Raw genomic sequence first — 16,593 nt, 5'->3', positions numbered from 1 at the left:
TAGTTCAAATTTCTACTAGCCAGTAGGCGGTGCGCGTGTCACTAGTCAAAGAGCGACCTGCCGGAAAGACAGGCAACCTGGGAAGAGAGGAGTCGAGATGGAAAGCTTAAGGGCCAGCGAACTGCGTTTCACGCGTACCGAACGAGTAACCATGGGGGTTCCAGCAGCCGATGCTCTCGCCGACCAGGCGCAGGCGATGGGATGTTCGAAGGTCTTTCTGATCGCTTCCTCGACGCTGCGCGAAAAGACCGAAGAGGTCGCGAAGATCGAGAGGGCACTTGGATCTCGCCATGGGGGCACCTTTAGCGGGATCGCACCCCACGCTCCGCGTGCCGACGTTCTTGCCGCGACCAACGCCGCGCGCGACGGCAAAGCGGACCTTATCGTCTCCATCGGCGGTGGTTCGGCCACCGATGCAGCCAAGATCGTCAGCCTCCTAATCAAGCACGACGTTCAAACCGTCGAGGACTTCGAACCGCTGCGCACCTACGTCACCGATGACGGTGACGTGGTAAATCCGGTCAAAATAGGTCCCGATGTCCCGGTGATCTGCGTGCCCACGACGCTTTCGGGCGGGGAGTTCAATGCGCTGTCCGGATCGACGGACGAACTGACCCAGCACAAGCAGGGTTACGAGCATCGCAATATGGCTCCAGTGATGGTCGTGCTCGACCCAGCCATCACGGTCCATACCCCCGAATGGCTTTGGCTTTCGACAGGCGTTCGGTCGGTCGATCACGCGGTCGAGACGCTTTCGTCCGACAAGTCCAACGACTTTGCCGACGGCCTTGCCGAAAGCGCGTTGAAGCTCTTGGTCGAGGGGCTGCCGCGGGTAAAAGCCGATGCCGACGATCTGGAAGGCAGGCTGAAATGCCAGGTCGGCGCATGGCAGTCGATGATCAGCATAATCGGCGGCGTGCCAATGGGGGCCAGCCACGCCATCGGCCACATTCTCGGCGGAACCTGCGATGTGCCGCACGGCTACTGCTCTTGCGTCATGGCGCCCTACGTCCTCCAATGGAATGCGGAATATGACGACAGCCGGCAGCAGCGCACGCTGGCGGTGCTCGGCAACAGCCATCCGACCGCGGCGGAGGCTCTCGACGCCTTCATTCGCGGACTCGGCATGCCGCGGACCTTGGGTGAAGTGGGCGTCGATGAATCGCGTTTCCAGCAGGTGTCCGAATACACACTGCTCGACATCTGGGGCCGCACCAATCCACGCCCGGTTAAGACCGCCGACGATGTGATGCAGATCCTGCGTCTGGCAGCCTGAAGGGTCGCGAAGAATGGCAGACAATCGGGACTTCGTCGATCCTCGCGTGCCGAACCGCGATCAGTGCGTGCTGCGCTACCTCCTCGACCGTTGGGCGGTTGAGCGCGCTGACAAAACCCATGTGATCTTCGCCGATGGCGAGGAATGGACTTTCGCCCAAATGCGCAAGATGGTGCGTGCAAAGGCGGCCGGACTGCGAGACCTGGGCATCCGGCAGGGCGAACACGTTGCGGTGTGGCTGCCCAACGGGCGCGATGCGCTTATCGCGTTTTACGCCATCAATTACATCGGCGCGGTCTTCGTGCCCTTCAACACCGCCTATCGCGGCAATCTCCTCCAGCACGTGATCGTCAATTCCGGGGCCAGGTTCCTGCTCGTCCATCCGGACTTGCTTCCCCGGCTTGGCGAGATCGACCTGGCTCGACTGGAGCGACTGGTGGTGACCACCGACGTTCAGCCGGAAGATACGCCGCTACCGGCCACATCCTACGACGGTCTGGTCGGCGATCCCGACGACCCGCTGGAGCTCGAGCGGCCGATAGAACCCTGGGACATCCAGTCGATTATCTACACCTCAGGCACCACCGGTCCTTCGAAGGGCGTTCTGTCGTCCTACCTGCACATGTTCTCCAATGCCGGACCCGAATCGTGGCCCATGGTGGACGAGAACGACCGCTACATGTGCGTGGCGCCCATCTTCCATATCGGTGGAATGGGTCCCCCATTCGTGATGCTGGCAAGGGGTGCTTCGGTCGCGATGATCGACAATTTTTCCACCGACGAATTCTGGGCGATGGCGAAGAAGACAAAGTCGACCATGGTTTTCCTGCTGGGCGTGATGGCGACCTTCCTGCTCAAGGCAGCGCCCGGCCCGGGCGACCGTGATCACACCGTCAAAAAGGCCTTCATGGTCCCGCTCACCGGGGATGCGCCAGATTTCACCGAGCGCTTTGGTATCGACATCTTCACGATCTTCAACATGACCGAGATTTCTTCACCCATCGTGTCGGAAGCAAACCCCACAAAGATCGGCACATGCGGCAAGGTTCGCGACGGGGTCGAGGTGCGGCTGGTCGACAGCAACGACTGCGAGGTTCCACTCGGCGAGATCGGGGAAATGCTGGTGCGAACCGATCGACCGTGGGCGATGAACAGCGGATACAACGCCAATCCCGAAGCAACCGCGCAGGCCTGGCGTAACGGCTGGTTCCACACCGGAGATGCCTTTCGCCGAGACGCGGACGGGTATTATTTCTTCGTCGATCGGGTGAAGGATGCGATCCGGCGGCGGGGCGAGAATATCTCGTCCTTCGAAGTCGAGGCTGATGTCTGCCGTCATCCGGCCGTACGCGAAGCGGCCGCGATAGCGGTGCCCAGCGAATATTCGGAGGACGAAGTCATGGTGGTGGTCGCGCCGGTTCCGGGGCAGACCATCGCGCATCACGATCTCGCCGAGTTCCTGATCGAGACCATGCCCTATTTCATGGTGCCGCGATATATTCGCGTTCTCGACGAGCTTCCCAAGACGCCGTCCGCCAAGGTGATGAAGGCCGATCTGCGCGCCGAGGGCATTACCGAAGACACCTGGGACCGCGAGGCCGCCGGGCTCAGGGTGAAGCGCGAAAGGTTCTCCGCATGAAGATCGCGCCAGTTCGATTCTCGAGACACCGCCGGTCATCAAGCCGCTGCAGGATATTCGACTAGATGAAAAACCCTTTCTCCCACCGGCCCATTCCCGCAACACAAGTCGATCGCGACCTGTTGGAAAGCGGCATTGCCGATGCTAATATTCCAGCCCTGTTGATGATTCTCTACCAGATGACGGGCGAGAATCGCTGGCTGGGCGAGCCCTACGCGCCGAAGCGCTCTCCGGGTCTCGACGACAACGACAGCGGCCAGCTGCCCGAAGATGTCCAGGCTCAGGTCCGCGACGCGGCCCATGTCGCGATCCTGCGGTGGCTCGACGGCGAACCGCTGGCATTGGCCCGGCCAAGCAATGCACGCCTCGCCGAAATGCTTTCGGTCGCGATGGCCGAACCCGTGCCCGAAGAATATGGCGACATCGTCGCGGCGGGAATGAATTACGACAAGGAAGCGGGCCCCACGGCATCCGTACCGGAAGGCAAGACCGCGATCATTATCGGCGGCGGGGTGTCGGGCATCTGCGCGGGCATCGAGCTCAGCAGGCTGGGTGTCCCATACACGCTATTCGAGAAGAACGATGATTTCGGCGGCACCTGGTTCGAAAATCGCTATCCCGGCTGCGGGGTCGACACGCCCTCTTTGACATACACATTCTCGATCCGACCCAACGACTGGTCGATGTATTTCCCCCTCCGCGACGAAATCGAAGCCTATCTGCTCGACACCGCGAAGTCGTTCGGGCTTTACGAAAACTCCCGCTTCGGCACCCGCGTCGAGGAAGCCCGCTGGAACGAGGGATCGGCAAAATGGGATGTCGCGGTGACGACGCCCGAGGGGAGTCGCGAAACCCACAGCGCGGATTACCTGTTCAGCGCAGTCGGCATCCTCAACACGCCGCAATACCCGAACATATACGGTCTCGACGACTTCACCGGAAAGATTTATCATACCAGCCGCTGGCCCGATAACGCGGACCTTGCCGGCAAGCGGGTTGCGGTCATCGGCAATGGCGCATCCGGGATGCAGGTAGCCCCTGCCATCGCGGACGAGGTTGAAAGCCTCACGATCTTCGCGCGATCCAAGCAGTGGGCAGCGCCTTTCCCGCAGTTCCGCAAGACGATTCCCGATGGCGTTCGCTATCTGATGCAAGTCGTCCCGCTCTATCGCGCCTGGCTGGAACAGCGGCTTTCCTGGACCTTCAACGACCGGGTGCACGGCACTCTCTTCCGCGATCCCGAATGGGAGTTTCCCGAGCGGGCCGTGAACGAGATCAATGACGGCCATCGGCGCGCCTTCACGCGCTACGTAAACGAACAGCTGGAAGAGCGCCCCGACCTGATCGAACACGTGCTGCCCGATTACCCCCCCTTCGCCAAACGGATGCTGCTCGACAACGGTTGGTACCGGACGATCAAGAAGGACCATGTCACCCTGATCCCCGAACATCTGGCGAAAATCGAGGGCAATACCCTGTATTCCTCCTCGGGACGCACCGTGAAGGCCGACGTCATTATCCTTGCGACGGGCTTCCAGACCACCAACGTCCTCGGGTCCTACGATATCATCGGGCGAGGCGGCGAGGAGTTGCACGACAAGTGGGGCGAGAACGACGCCGCCGCTTATCTGGGGACGCTTGTTCCCGGTTTTCCGAACTTCTTCATCCTTCTCGGCCCGAATGTCGGATCGGGACACGGAGGCAGCATGATCCGAAACATCGAGAACCAGATGCATTTCGCCGGCGAGGTCGTGTTGTCCGCCGCTGAGCGCGGGGCGCAGACGGTCGAGGTGCGGGACGGGGTGTATGAAGACTACCTCCGCCGCATCGACGAAGCGCACGAGAAGCTGGTGTGGACGCATCCGGGTACCGAGAACTGGTATCGCAACGAAAAAGGCCGGGTGGTTGCGATCACCCCGTGGCGCAATGATGCCTTCTGGAGAATGACCCGCAAGCCCGACGAAAGCGATCTTGCCTTCGACCAAGCGGGCGGTGCGTCGCACTCGGCCGCAAGGACCGGCTGACGCCTTAGATGCTCGCATTCATTGCAGACGAGCTGGGAAGCCTCGAAAATTTCAAGCTTCGCGGCACCGAACCAGACAGCCCCGCGCCCGGAGAAGTCTTGCTTCAGGTGGAAGCTACCGGGCTGGGCTTCGTGGACCAGCTGGTCATGCGCGGCCTTTATCAGGTGAAGCCGCCGGTGCCCTTCGTGCCCGGAGGAGAAATCGTGGGGCGGGTCCTGGCTTGCGGAGAAGGGGTCGAAGGATTTCGGAAGAGCCAGCGCGTGGCTTGCTGGCAGTATGGCGGCGGACTCGCCGAGCAGACGATCATTGCCGCCAAATACGCGGTCGCGGTCCCGGATGCCTTGGAGGCGGGCAATGCGGCGGCTCTGCTGCTCGACATGCTTACCGCCTATTATGCGCTGTTTGATCGCGGAGGGCTGAAAACGGGCCAGAGCCTTCTCGTCACCGGTGCATCGGGCGGTGTCGGTTCTGCCGCAGTCCAGTTGGGTGCAGCGAATGGTGCGCGGGTCGTCGCGCTTGCGTCGGGTGACGAGAAACGGGCGCTGGTCGGGCAGCTGGGCGCGGACAGTGTTGTCGATTATCAAGACGAGAACTGGCGCGCTGCCGTGAAGCGCGATTTTCCGGCCGGTGTCGACATGGTGTTCGATCCCGTCGGCGGCTCACTGCTGGAGCCATGCTTTCGTTCTCTGGCCAAGAAGGGGCGCCATCTCGTAATCGGCTTCGCATCCGGCGACGGCATCGCCAGCCTGCCTGCCAACCTGCCACTGCTGAAATCGGGCGAATTGGTGGGAGTTGACGCTCGCTATCTTTGGGAGAGCGACCCCGCCAGGATACGAGAAATCCTGTCCGTCGTCCTTGAAATGGCCGCTTCGAGCCGTATCGAAGCTGTTGTCGCGCGCCGCTTTCCGCTCGAGATGGCGGCCGAGGCCATCGCCTTCGTGACCAGCAAAGACCGGATCGGCAAGACGATCGTCGTGCCCTGACGGGCGCGCTGCGCCTACCAGATCGCGGGAAGTGAACTCAGCCCGCGAAACAGAAAGCCCTCGCGCCACTGCGGGTTCTTCACCTTGGCCTTCAGCGTCGGCATGCGCGCGGCCAGCTGTTCGAATGCGATTCGCCCCTCGAGCCGCGCAAGCTCCGCGCCCGCGCAGAAATGGATGCCGCCGCCGAAGCTGAGGTGCTTCTTCGCATCCCGGCCTATATCGAAGTCGTCGGGCCGATCGAAAACTCGGGGATCACGATTGCCGGCACCGATCAGGGTCAGCACCTTAGTTCCGGGCTCGATGGTTTCGCCGCGCAGGTGCGTCTCTTTCAGGGCGGTGCGATAGGTAGCGATCAGCGAGCTTTCGTAGCGCAGCGTTTCGTCCACCGCCCCCGCGGCCATACCCTGCGGATCGTCAACCAGACGCTGCCACTGCGCCGGTTCGCGCGCGAAGCTCAGCATGGCGTTGCCGATCATATGGGCGGTCGTCTCGAAACCCGCGCCGAAAAGCCCGATCGCCACCGTGACGAGTTCGTCATGCGAGAGCGAATCCTCCTGTCCGCCCGACTGCACCAGCGCGGTCGCGAGATCGTCGCACGGTTTGGCCATGCGCTGTTCGAACAATTCCTCGAAGAAGCGCTGAAGGATACCGATCTGTTCGTTCGCGGTTGCCAGCTCCACCACGCTGAGAGCCCGCGCCTCGAACACGATGAAGCTTTGCGCGATGGCGCCGATCACTGCGGGCATCCGGGGATCTTCCGGCTCGATGCCGAGCATGTCGCACATGACGCGCACCGGCAGCTGATAGGCGAAATCGTGGATGATGTCGGCCGATCCGCGGGCAAGCATCGCATCGATAAGGTCGTTTGCGATCTCGCGAATGCGCGGCTCCATGGCTCGCACCCGTCGCGCGTTCAGAGCTCCGGTCACCATGCCCCTTACCCGGGTGTGATGCGGCGGGTCCTGCATCAGGAAAACTTCCGATAGCCATTTGTACGATGGCTGACCCATCACGTCGAAATCCGGGCCGTAGAAAAGTCGGACATTGCCAACGAAATCGCCCTGACCGAACGCGTCGCGATCCATCAATACCCCGCGCACGTCTTCGTGCCGGCTTACCACCCAATAGCCAAGGTCCGAGCGATGCAGCGGATCCTCTTCCCGCAGTCGTGCGAAGGCCGGATAGGGGTCGAGATGCATTCCCGGTGCGTCCGGGGCGAAGGAGGGTACGGTGTGGTGCGTCATGCGGCCCTCCCCCTGCCATTTGCGCGGTAAAATGGGACGAAACCCGCTCCGTCACGTTCCACGAAAACCGAGTGGGGCGCGCCGAAATGTGCGGGGACGATACGCGCGCCCTCGTCTGCAGCGCGCTCGAGTATCGCGCGCCGGGTGGCCGCCGCCTGGATGCGGTCTTCGCAATAAACGCTGTTCCAGCCGGGTCGCACGATCTGCATCGGATGGTGTAGAATATCGCCGGTGAACAGTGCGATGTCCGCGCCGCTTCTAACTTCGAGCACCATATGGCCGGGCGTGTGGCCGGGGGCATTGCGGGCGATCATGCCTTCCGCAATTTCCGCGCCATCCTCGACCAGCCGGGCTAGGCCCGCTTCGATTACCGGTGCAACGCTGTCTTCGAACACGTTCGCGTTGACCGCCGCGCCGGCAAGCTGGGCGTAGGTTCCCTTGGCGGGATTCCATGCGTCTTCGTCGACAGATGGCAGGAAGTAGGTCGCGTTGGGAAAGGTCGGTACCCACTCCCCCTCCACCATCTGCGTGTTCCAACCGACATGATCGATATGCAGATGAGTGCAGAAGACTACATCGACATCCTCGGGACCGTACCCGGTCTCGGCCAGCTTCCCGACGAAGTCGCTCTCCAGATCGCCAAAGATCGGAATTCCGGGACGGCTCTTGTTATTCCCGGCTCCGGTGTCGACCAGGACGCGGCTTGTTCCGGTGTCGATCAGCCAGCTTTGCAGATAGCCGTAGATCAATCCATCACGGAGGAAATCGGGTTCGAACCCCGGGGCCTGCTCGGCAAATGCATCGCCCTCGTATTCCGCGAAGAGGGCTTCGGGCGGGCTGAACCCGCCCCGCCACTCCTCGATGCGATAGACCGTATGACGTCCAATGCGGAAACTGTCGGTCATGTCACCCCCTTCCCCGCGATCAGAAATCGAAACCCAGCGTCACTCCGTAGGTCTGGGGAGGCCGCAGCGAGCCCACCGAAACGAACCCGTAAAGCGGCGCGGTGATGATCGTGTTGGCCAGTACGTAATTGTCGAAGATGTTCTTGCCCCAGAACGAGAGCGAGTATCGTTCGTCCGGAGAGCGGTAAGTGATGCTGGCGTTGGCGATCGCGAAAGCCTCCTGCCGCGCATCGCGGTTATTGAACTCGGTGAAGAACACCTCGTCCTGGAAGTTCACATCCGCCGACAAATCGATCGAGCCGCTCGATCCCAACTCGATCGTGTGGTCGGCGAACACCGCGACGGTGAAATCGGGCGCGTTGGCAAGCTGGTTGCCCGACAGGTCAGACAAGGCAGGGTTTGTCGGACAAGCCGGAAACTGCCGCCGCGTCGGATCGCCGGCCCCGTAATATCCGTTGCAGAAATCGGTGTACTTGGCGTTCAGGTAAGTGCCGAAGATCCGGAAGGTGGTGTTCGGCACGGGCCGGATGGTTGCTTCCACTTCGAGACCGTAGTTGCGCGCAGACGCTGCGTTGATCGTCTCCACGATGCTGTTTGCGTTTACGAAGCCGACCTGCAGGTTCGTGTAATCGTAATAGAATGCCGCCGCATTGTAACCGAACTGGCCGTTGTCGGTCTCGCCGCGTACACCCAGTTCGTAAGCCCAGACGTCCTCGGGATCGATGACCGAATTGATGCTGCCGATGTTGACGACGCCCGATTTGAAGCCTTTCGTGACCTTTCCGTAGAGCAACGTGCCCCCGGGGGTTTCGTATTCGAGGACGAATTTCGGGGTGATAGCGTCCCAGCTGCCGGTCTTGTCGGTGGGGATGTCCAGCCCCTGCGCCTCGAAGCTGAAGCGACCCGATCCCGAACGCTCTTCCCAGTTGTAACGCGCGCCTGCGGTCAGGGAGAGATCGGGCGTTATCTCGTAGGTCCCCTCCAGATATATCCCGACGGCCTTGGTATCGACCGTGCCGCGCTGCAGGTAGAACCCATTGTCGAAGGCGTTGGGCGGAAGGTTGGTGCCGAGCGCGATATTGAAATATTGGGCCAGGTTGACGGTAGGCACGCGCACCTCGCCGAACAGCGATTCCTCGAAATACATCGCACCGCCAAGCAGCGAGAGGCTCCCCAGGTCGGCGGTGAACGAAAATTCCTGGCTGAAGGACTCGCTGTCCTCGGTGTAGTCGTTCCGACCGAACGCGTTGACGTCCGACACATCGAGATCGTCGCGGTTGAACCGCTCGAACTTGCGGTAGGCGGTGATCGAAGTCAGCGTGAAGTTACCCTTGTCCAGAGTGGCAATCCCCTGGAGGCTGGTGCCTTCGCGATCGTTGATCGCATCTTCGTCGGAGTAGATGTTGCGGTTGTTGGTGGGCTCACCCTGGGCAGCGTAGAAATCATTGATGGTACGCCCCCCGAGCAGCGGCCCGGGCAGCAGAGACTCGGGCAGCACGGTCGGTCCAAAATAATGGAACGCGTAATTGTAATCGTCCTCCCGGAAATGATCGGCCACGATCAACAGCTCGAGGTCGGGCGTGACGTTCGCCATCAGCGACGCGCGGACGGCGTAAGCGTCGCGATCGTCGACCGGGTTGCCGGTGAACAGGTTCTTTCCGTAGCCGTCGCGATTCTCGTACTTGCCCGCGACGCGGAACATCAACGAGTCGCCGGCGATCGGTCCGCCGACCGCTCCTTCAAGCGTGACGGCATCGTAATTGCCGTAGGTGGCGCGAGCATATCCCTCGAAGAAGGGAGTAGGCCGTGCGGTAACAATATTGATGACTCCACCGGTCGCTCCGCGACCGTAGGTGGTGCCTTGCGGTCCGCGCAGGACTTCGATCTGTGCAAGGTCGAAAAACCCGCTCAGCTGCGCGGCAGGACGGCTGTTGATCGCCCCGTTTTGGAGAAAGGCCACCGCGCCGTCTGCACCCAGATCGATACTGGTGAGACCGATGCCGCGAATGAAGGTGCGGTTGACGCCGAACTGATCGCCCACCGACACATTCGGAACCGCCAGTGCCAAATCTCCAGCATTCTCGATCGCACCGGCGCCAAGCTGGTCGGCGCCGATCACCGAGATTGCGGCTGCCGTGTCTTCCAACGTCTGGCCCGATTTCGTTGCCGTTACCACGATCAGCGCTCCGGGCTCTTCATCCGAACCGGGCCCAGCCGCAGGATCGATCTCGTCCTGCGCAAACACAGCCTGCGCGGGAAAAAGCGAGACGATGGCCGTGGCCGACAGCAACGCGCGTTTGGTATTACTCAACATTTTGCCTCTCCCAAAATACCGGTTCTCTGTTTTTCTACTGGCCAGTATCACTAGTCAAAAATTGGACGGATTCCGTTTCTAGAATTGCGATCAGGTTACTGGTTTTTCGGCCCCGGCCAGACGAAGCGCAGCCGCCACCAGCTGGTCGATCACTTCATCGGCCGAGCGTTGGCCGCCGCGCGAATACCAAGTGGGAATCCAACTGATCAGACCGCCAATCCACACCGCGACGAAGGAATCGGTATCCTCGCGAAATTCCCCGGCTTCCACTCCTTCGCGGATCAGTTCGGCGATCTGGTGATCGAAGGAATGGCGCAACCGGAGTATGCGGTCGTATTCGATCGCGCTGAGGTGTTTCATCTCTCGCTGGTAGACCACGACATATTCCTGCCGATCGATCACGATACGGCCGACCTTGCGCACCACCTGTTCCAGAAGATCGCGATGGTTCTGGTGCTCGCCTGCCAACGTCTCCTCGAGAACCGACAGCGCTTCGCTGATCCCAACGGCGCAGATCGCCGCGAGGATGGCTTCCTTGTTCTTGAAGTAGGAATACAAAAACGGTTTGGTCACGCCGAGCCTGTCCGCGACATTGTCCAGCGTGCAGCTTCCGTAACCGCGCTGGTAGAAAAGATGGCTTGCCACCTCCACGATCCGGTTGGTCTTGAACGCTACGAACTCGTTCTTGAGTGAAGCGCCGGCTCCGGGCGCGGTGTCGCGCGCCTTTTTCGCTACGGTTTGCATGACCGTGCTTTCGCCGATTCCGGACGTACAAGCAATTCCATCTCCCTGTCGGCGGATGCTGCGCCACCGTTGAGGACGAGATGCCATAAAACTGATCTACTAGCCAGTAGTTTTCGTAAAACGTGGAGAAGGCCTTTATAAGCAGTTGATTTCCGGTCCGAAAAATCAATCGTCCAACGCGGCTCCGCCATCTCTTCGCCCGCCAGCTGTAACCGCGGTATCTGCATCCCGAACTGTCCATACCAGCCGGGCCCTGTCTTTCAGCGGGTTCGGAATCTGCTGGTAGGGTTCACACCCTCACCACCTCTGTCGATACTCACGAGCGAGGCGGGCCCAGCGACTGATCCGTCAATTCAAAAGGGAAGTATTTTCACCGAATTGGCTCCCTCGAACGACACGGCGCCAGGAAGTGCGATCGGGTGGTTCTCCATGTTCCCGGAGATTGCTTGCGGTTCAGCCCGCATAATGCCGGGCTGTTGGATCAGTCCGGTCAGTCCAGCCGCCGCGCACCCTCCTCCCTTACTGCGGCGAGCGAGGGATATCCGTCGACGGCCATGAGCAGATCTGCCTCCGCCAGGATCGACCGCAGCACGTGCGCCGCACCTTTGGCACCGCCGATGGCCAGGCCATAGGCATAGGGTCTGCCTATCCCCACCATCGTGGCGCCAAGCGCGATCGCCTTTATGACGTCGCTACCGGACCTTACGCCGCTGTCGAACATCACCGGCACGGAACCCGCACCCTTCACCACTCCGGGAAGAAGATCTATCGCGGCAATCCCGCCGTTCGCCTGGCGTCCCCCATGGTTGGAACAATAGATCCCGTCGACACCCATGTCCGCGGCACGGCGCGCATCGTCCTCGTGGCAGATGCCCTTGAGTACGATGGGCATGTCGGTGATCTCGCGGAACCAGCCGATATCGTCCCACGTGAGCACCTTCCCGAAGGTCGCACCCCATGCGCTCACCGCTGCAGCAAGGTCCTCTTCGGGCGGTCGCGCCAACATCGCCCGAAAGACCGGATCGCTGAAATAATTCTCGAGAACCTTCCCGCGCAGTTGCGGAAAATTCGAGGTGTTGAGATCCCGCGGGCGCCAGCCCGTGACCCAGGTATCGAGCGTGATGACCAGCGCCTTGAAGCCCGCATTGCCGGCCCGGTGGATGAGGCTGGCGGCGAGCTCTTCGTTACGAGGCGTGTAAAGCTGGAAGAAGGCGGGCGTCTCGGCCGTCGCCCGTGAAACATCCTCCATGGGTGTGTTCGAGAGCGTCGAGGCACAAAACGGCACGTTGACAGCCGCCGAGGCTTGTGCGGCTGCGATATCGCCACACCTATCCTGGGTCATTTCTCCGTTGACCCCTATCGGAGCCATGAACACGGGCGACTGCAATTTCAGATCGAAGATATCGACCGAGAGATCCCGGCTGGTGCAATCGACCAGCATGCGCGGGACCATGCCCCATCGGTTGAACGCTTCCACGTTCGCATTCTGGGTTCCTTCGTTGCCACATCCGCCCTGCACGTAGTTGAGAATCGAAGGCGAGAGTGCCGCTTCCGCTCTTTTTTCCAGGGTGCGGAAATCGACTGGAAAGGAGGGAATCGTGCCGCTCAGGCCCGCTCCGTATATTTCGTTCTGGAAATCACCGAAATGCGCCAATTGCTGGTCTCCTGCGTCTAACCACAGATTGCCACCTCATCTCTCCGGTTGCTAGACATTGATCGACAGGCCGTCATTGCGGAATTCCTGGCGCTTCGCGCTTGGCCCAATTTTCGATCAGCGGCCATCGCGGCACGGCCGCAGCGCACCAGCGACCTCATCGCCATCCGGTGGGAATGGATTGCCATTCGGAACGGGAACTTTGCGCCAGCCGACGAGGATGATCGAACCCCCTCCTGAATTGGGTCGCCGCGCCTTGACGATCGTCACTTCGGAATCGAGGCGAAAGGTGCATGATCCCGCCAAAAGGCGAACCATCCCCAATCAGGAAAGCAATTTGATCGAGAAAAGGCGCGAGCAGATCCTGCCGGTCTTCTCGTTCGAGGAACTCGAACGTTCCAAGGCCTTTGGTACCGTCGTCCAGCTCAAGAAGAACGACCGGCTCACCACCACCGAACGATCGAGGTCCATCGCAAGCGAGCCATTCGGCGCATGGGCGTACGCGCGATGGCGTAGGCGATAAGCCTGCTGACGCTTGCGTCGCCATCCAGACCCTTGATGGACATCCGGCTCAGCGCGCCCGATGGCGCTCGGAGCGTTGACGCTTAGGCAGAGGAACATTCGGAGAGTTGCTGTTGGGCCTTTAACCGAAGGTCTGGTCATGGGTGGCAGACAGCTACGAAGCGGATAGCCAGACGGCGCAGTATACGTGCGCACTTTACCGAACATGCTGAAACGAGAGACCAGTGCTGAGGGTGGGTGGCGGAGACGGAGGGATTCGAACCCTCGATACCCCGATAGAGGTATGGCTCCTTAGCAGGGAGCTGGTTTCAGCCACTCACCCACGTCTCCGCGACGCATTCGTTTCCGGCTGCGAGCGCAGCGCTATAGGGGTGGGTTCGCAGCGCTTCAAGTGCCTTGGCCATGGCCGCTACGCATCGCAACCGGGGTTCGGTTCGTCGCGTTTCGGATTCGGTTCACCGCCCGCTCATTGCCGCCTGTCGAGAATAGGATTCTTTTGAGGCCACATCGGTTTGCCCGAAGGGAGGGACGATGCACATGACCACGCAACCATTCACGCTTCGCCGCGCCGGCTGGACGCTCGCGGCCGCGTTCGGCCTTCTTGCCGCGCCGCTGGCGACCCCGCTGGCCGCGCAGGTCGAGACGGTGGATCCCGACGCCGCCTACGACGCGCCGATCGATGGCGATCTCGAGGAGGCGCCCGGCGAGCCCTACGTCTATGCGCAGGAGGCTGCCGAGGACCCTGCGGTGACCTACACGCGCGAACCGGCTGCCGACGCCCCCTCTGTGGCAGAATGGGAACAAGCCGCGCCCTCCGATTCGACCGCCGCCTCTCCCGCCGAGACCGCCGCGAGCAATGCCGCCGCCGATCCTTCCACCACCTATCGCGAGGACGATCTGATCGGTGCCGCCGAGGGGGTCTTCGGCAAGGGTGCCGAAGGGGTCGCCAAGATGATCCAGGATCTGCTCGCCGAGCAGGGCGAGCCCAACGGCTACATCGTCGGTCGCGAGGCCGGAGGCGCCTTCATCGTCGGCGCACGCTACGGTTCGGGCACACTGTACCACAAGGTCGAGGGCCAGCGTCCGGTCTACTGGACCGGCCCCTCGATCGGCTTCGATGCCGGCGCCAACGCCGGCAGCACTTTCGTGCTCGTCTACAACCTCTACGACAGCGAAGAGCTCTACGAGCGCTATCCGGCCGGCGAGGGTCAGGCCTATGTCGTGGGCGGAATGACCGCGAGCTATCTGCGCAAGGGCGATGTCGTGCTGATCCCAATCCGGGTCGGCGCGGGCCTGCGCCTCGGGATCAACGCAGGCTACATGAAGTTCTCCAAGGAGCAGCGCTGGCTTCCCTTCTGATCGGGAAAAGGAGCCCTTCGGGTCGACAAGCGATAACAAGCGAAGGCTCCCGGGGTCCCGGCAGGATTTCCTGTTGCGGCCCTTTTCCTATCCGCGCATGGGAGCGACCATGCTCGAGAACCTTCAGCCCAAACCCGCCGACGCGCTGCTCGCGCTCATCAAGATGCATGCCGACGATCCGCGGACCGACAAGATCGATCTTGGCGTCGGCGTCTATCGCACCGGCGATGGCGCAACCCCCGTGTTCAAGGCCATCAAATCCGCCGAAGCACGGCTGGTGGAGGAACAGGACAGCAAGAGCTATCTGGGGCCGGAAGGCGACACGGGGTTCGTCAACGCGCTGATGCCCTATGTCTTCGGCCGCGATGCGACGATGGGCGGCCGTCTCGTCGGGATGCAGACCCCGGGCGGCACCGGGGCCGTGCGGCTGGCGCTGGCGCTGGCGAAGCAGGCGGGCGTGACCAGGGTTCACCTGGGCCTGCCGAGCTGGCCCAACCATGCGCAGATCATTGCCGATCTCGAACTCGAGACGGTTCCCTTCGACCATGCCAGTGCCGACGGAACCGCCGATCTCGATGCAGTGCTCGCGGCGATCCGCGGGGCGGGATCCGGCGAGGCGGTGCTGCTTCACGGTTGCTGCCACAACCCTACCGGGATCGATTACGACGCTGCGCAGTGGGAAGCGATCGCCGGTGCCTTCGCCAAGAGCGCGGCAATGCCCGTGCTCGACATCGCCTACCAGGGCCTGGGTCAGGGGATGGAAGAGGACGTCGCCGGCGTGCGACAGGTCCTGGCGGCGATACCCCAGGCGCTCGTCGCCTACAGCTGCGACAAGAATTTCGGCCTCTATCGCGACCGGGTGGGCGCATTCTACATGCTCGCCGACAGCGCCGAAACGCTCGAAAACGCGGTGTCCAACGCCAATGCGCTGGCGCGGGCGAACTGGTCGATGCCGCCCGATCATGGCGCGGCGGCGGTACGGATCGTGCTGCGCGACGATAACCTCACGAGCGAGTGGCTCGACGAACTCGACTCCATGCGCACCCGCATGCGCAGGGTCCGCGAACGGCTGGCTGCTGCGGACAACGAAGTACCCGGGCTCGATCTGGCGAGCCTTGCGGATCAGAACGGTCTCTTTGCCGTGCTTCCCTTGTCGAAAGCGCAGATCGTCCGGCTGCGCGAGGATCACGGCATCTACATGGCCGGATCGGGCCGCATCAACGTCGCCGGGCTGCACGAAGGCAACAGCGCTCAGTTCATCGCCGCGCTCAGGGAAGTGACGGCGGGCGATACGGCGGGCTGACGTTTCGCCATGACGGCGGACCCCGACTGGCAACCGCGGCTCGAATCCGAGCGGCTTATCGTCCGTCCGCTGGAGGAAAGCGACCGCGACGCGCTCTACGCCGTCGCCGCCGATCCGATGGTCTGGGAACAGCACCCGATGCACGATCGGTGGCGGCGAGAGGTGTTCGACAAGCTCTTCGACGAATGTCTGGCGAGCGGCGGTTCGCTCGCCGTGATCCGCAAGAGCGACGACTCCATGGTCGGCCATTCACGATACGATCGTTACGACCCAGAGAACGGCGGTTCGGTCGAAATCGGCTGGACGTTCCTCGCCACCGCCTGCTGGGGCAAGGGGCTGAACCGGGAGCTCAAACGGGCAATGCTAGGCCACGCATTTCGATATGTGGCACGGGTCGATTTCCGCGTCGGCGAAACCAACTATCGCTCGCGTCAGGCTCTGGACAATATCGGCGCGGCGCGCGATCCCGAGCGTTACGATCTCGACCGCTATCAGGGGCGGCGCGTGGTGCATCTCTATTACACGATCGACCGAGCAGGGTTCGTGGAAGGGCCGCTTTCGACCGACTGACACGATCGGCACCGGTTAACTTGCCCGAACGGAAGTCGCACGGCCGGTCTCAGTCC

The 16,593-nt window shown here is 61.9% G+C and carries 13 protein-coding genes and 1 tRNA gene; 8 read left to right on the top strand and 6 right to left on the bottom strand.

Annotated elements, in window-relative coordinates; genetic code table 11:
- Positions 1-97: 97 nt before the first annotated feature.
- From ACGHN1_RS02485 to ACGHN1_RS02470, 4 genes are all read left to right on the top strand, one after another.
- The gene (locus ACGHN1_RS02485) at positions 98-1,276 is read left to right on the top strand and encodes an iron-containing alcohol dehydrogenase (protein ID WP_390548018.1); all 1,179 of its coding nucleotides are present in this window, start codon (positions 98-100) and stop codon (positions 1,274-1,276) included.
- Between the two features lie 13 nt (positions 1,277-1,289).
- On the top strand, positions 1,290-2,915 hold the full coding sequence (locus ACGHN1_RS02480; RefSeq protein ID WP_390548016.1) for an AMP-binding protein: 1,626 nt from the start codon (positions 1,290-1,292) through the stop codon (positions 2,913-2,915).
- Positions 2,916-2,980: 65 nt separating this feature from the next.
- Positions 2,981-4,939, top strand: coding sequence for a flavin-containing monooxygenase (locus ACGHN1_RS02475; protein ID WP_390548015.1), 1,959 nt, complete (start codon positions 2,981-2,983; stop codon positions 4,937-4,939).
- Positions 4,940-4,947: 8 nt separating this feature from the next.
- Entirely contained in the window at positions 4,948-5,922 is a 975-nt protein-coding gene (locus ACGHN1_RS02470; protein ID WP_390548013.1) for an NADPH:quinone oxidoreductase family protein, read from the top strand.
- A 14-nt stretch (positions 5,923-5,936) separates the two neighbouring features.
- Here the strand turns inward: ACGHN1_RS02470 and ACGHN1_RS02465 are convergent, their stop codons facing one another.
- The 5 genes from ACGHN1_RS02465 to ACGHN1_RS02445 form a co-directional block, all read right to left on the bottom strand.
- Positions 5,937-7,166, bottom strand: coding sequence for a cytochrome P450 (locus ACGHN1_RS02465; RefSeq protein ID WP_390548011.1), 1,230 nt, complete (start codon positions 7,164-7,166; stop codon positions 5,937-5,939).
- Complete coding sequence (locus ACGHN1_RS02460; RefSeq protein WP_390548009.1) at positions 7,163-8,071, bottom strand: MBL fold metallo-hydrolase; 909 nt, start codon at positions 8,069-8,071, stop codon at positions 7,163-7,165. Before ACGHN1_RS02460 ends, ACGHN1_RS02465 begins: the two co-directional genes overlap by 4 nt.
- Positions 8,072-8,090: 19 nt before the next feature.
- Positions 8,091-10,385, bottom strand: coding sequence for a TonB-dependent receptor (locus tag ACGHN1_RS02455; protein WP_390548007.1), 2,295 nt, complete (start codon positions 10,383-10,385; stop codon positions 8,091-8,093).
- A 90-nt stretch (positions 10,386-10,475) separates the two neighbouring features.
- Positions 10,476-11,129 (bottom strand): TetR/AcrR family transcriptional regulator, encoded by a 654-nt coding sequence (locus tag ACGHN1_RS02450; RefSeq protein WP_390548005.1) that lies wholly within the window; start codon positions 11,127-11,129, stop codon positions 10,476-10,478.
- A gap of 490 nt (positions 11,130-11,619) precedes the next feature.
- Positions 11,620-12,783 carry an alpha-hydroxy-acid oxidizing protein gene (locus ACGHN1_RS02445; protein ID WP_390548003.1) on the bottom strand — a complete coding sequence of 388 codons (1,164 nt, stop codon included), beginning with the start codon at positions 12,781-12,783 and terminating at the stop codon, positions 11,620-11,622.
- 220 nt (positions 12,784-13,003) lie between these two features.
- Between ACGHN1_RS02445 and ACGHN1_RS02440 the strand changes: the two genes are divergently transcribed.
- The gene (locus ACGHN1_RS02440) at positions 13,004-13,306 is read left to right on the top strand and encodes a hypothetical protein (RefSeq protein WP_390548001.1); all 303 of its coding nucleotides are present in this window, start codon (positions 13,004-13,006) and stop codon (positions 13,304-13,306) included.
- 237 nt (positions 13,307-13,543) lie between these two features.
- Here ACGHN1_RS02440 and ACGHN1_RS02435 read toward each other — a convergent pair.
- A tRNA-Ser gene (locus ACGHN1_RS02435) sits at positions 13,544-13,635 on the bottom strand.
- A gap of 207 nt (positions 13,636-13,842) precedes the next feature.
- Between ACGHN1_RS02435 and ACGHN1_RS02430 the strand changes: the two genes are divergently transcribed.
- From ACGHN1_RS02430 to ACGHN1_RS02420, 3 genes are all read left to right on the top strand, one after another.
- Positions 13,843-14,664 (top strand): DUF1134 domain-containing protein, encoded by an 822-nt coding sequence (locus ACGHN1_RS02430; RefSeq protein ID WP_390547999.1) that lies wholly within the window; start codon positions 13,843-13,845, stop codon positions 14,662-14,664.
- 109 nt (positions 14,665-14,773) lie between these two features.
- On the top strand, positions 14,774-15,967 hold the full coding sequence (locus tag ACGHN1_RS02425) for an aromatic amino acid transaminase (protein ID WP_390549743.1): 1,194 nt from the start codon (positions 14,774-14,776) through the stop codon (positions 15,965-15,967).
- 9 nt (positions 15,968-15,976) lie between these two features.
- Positions 15,977-16,537, top strand: a complete 561-nt coding sequence (locus tag ACGHN1_RS02420) for a GNAT family N-acetyltransferase (protein WP_390547997.1) — start codon at positions 15,977-15,979, stop codon at positions 16,535-16,537.
- Positions 16,538-16,593 lie beyond the last annotated feature (56 nt).

The sequence above is a fragment of the Qipengyuania sp. MTN3-11 genome (assembly GCF_042851825.1).
Lineage (GTDB): Bacteria > Pseudomonadota > Alphaproteobacteria > Sphingomonadales > Sphingomonadaceae > Qipengyuania.
The sequence above is the reverse complement of the archived record's forward strand: the minus strand, read 5'-3'. Positions and strand labels throughout refer to the sequence as shown.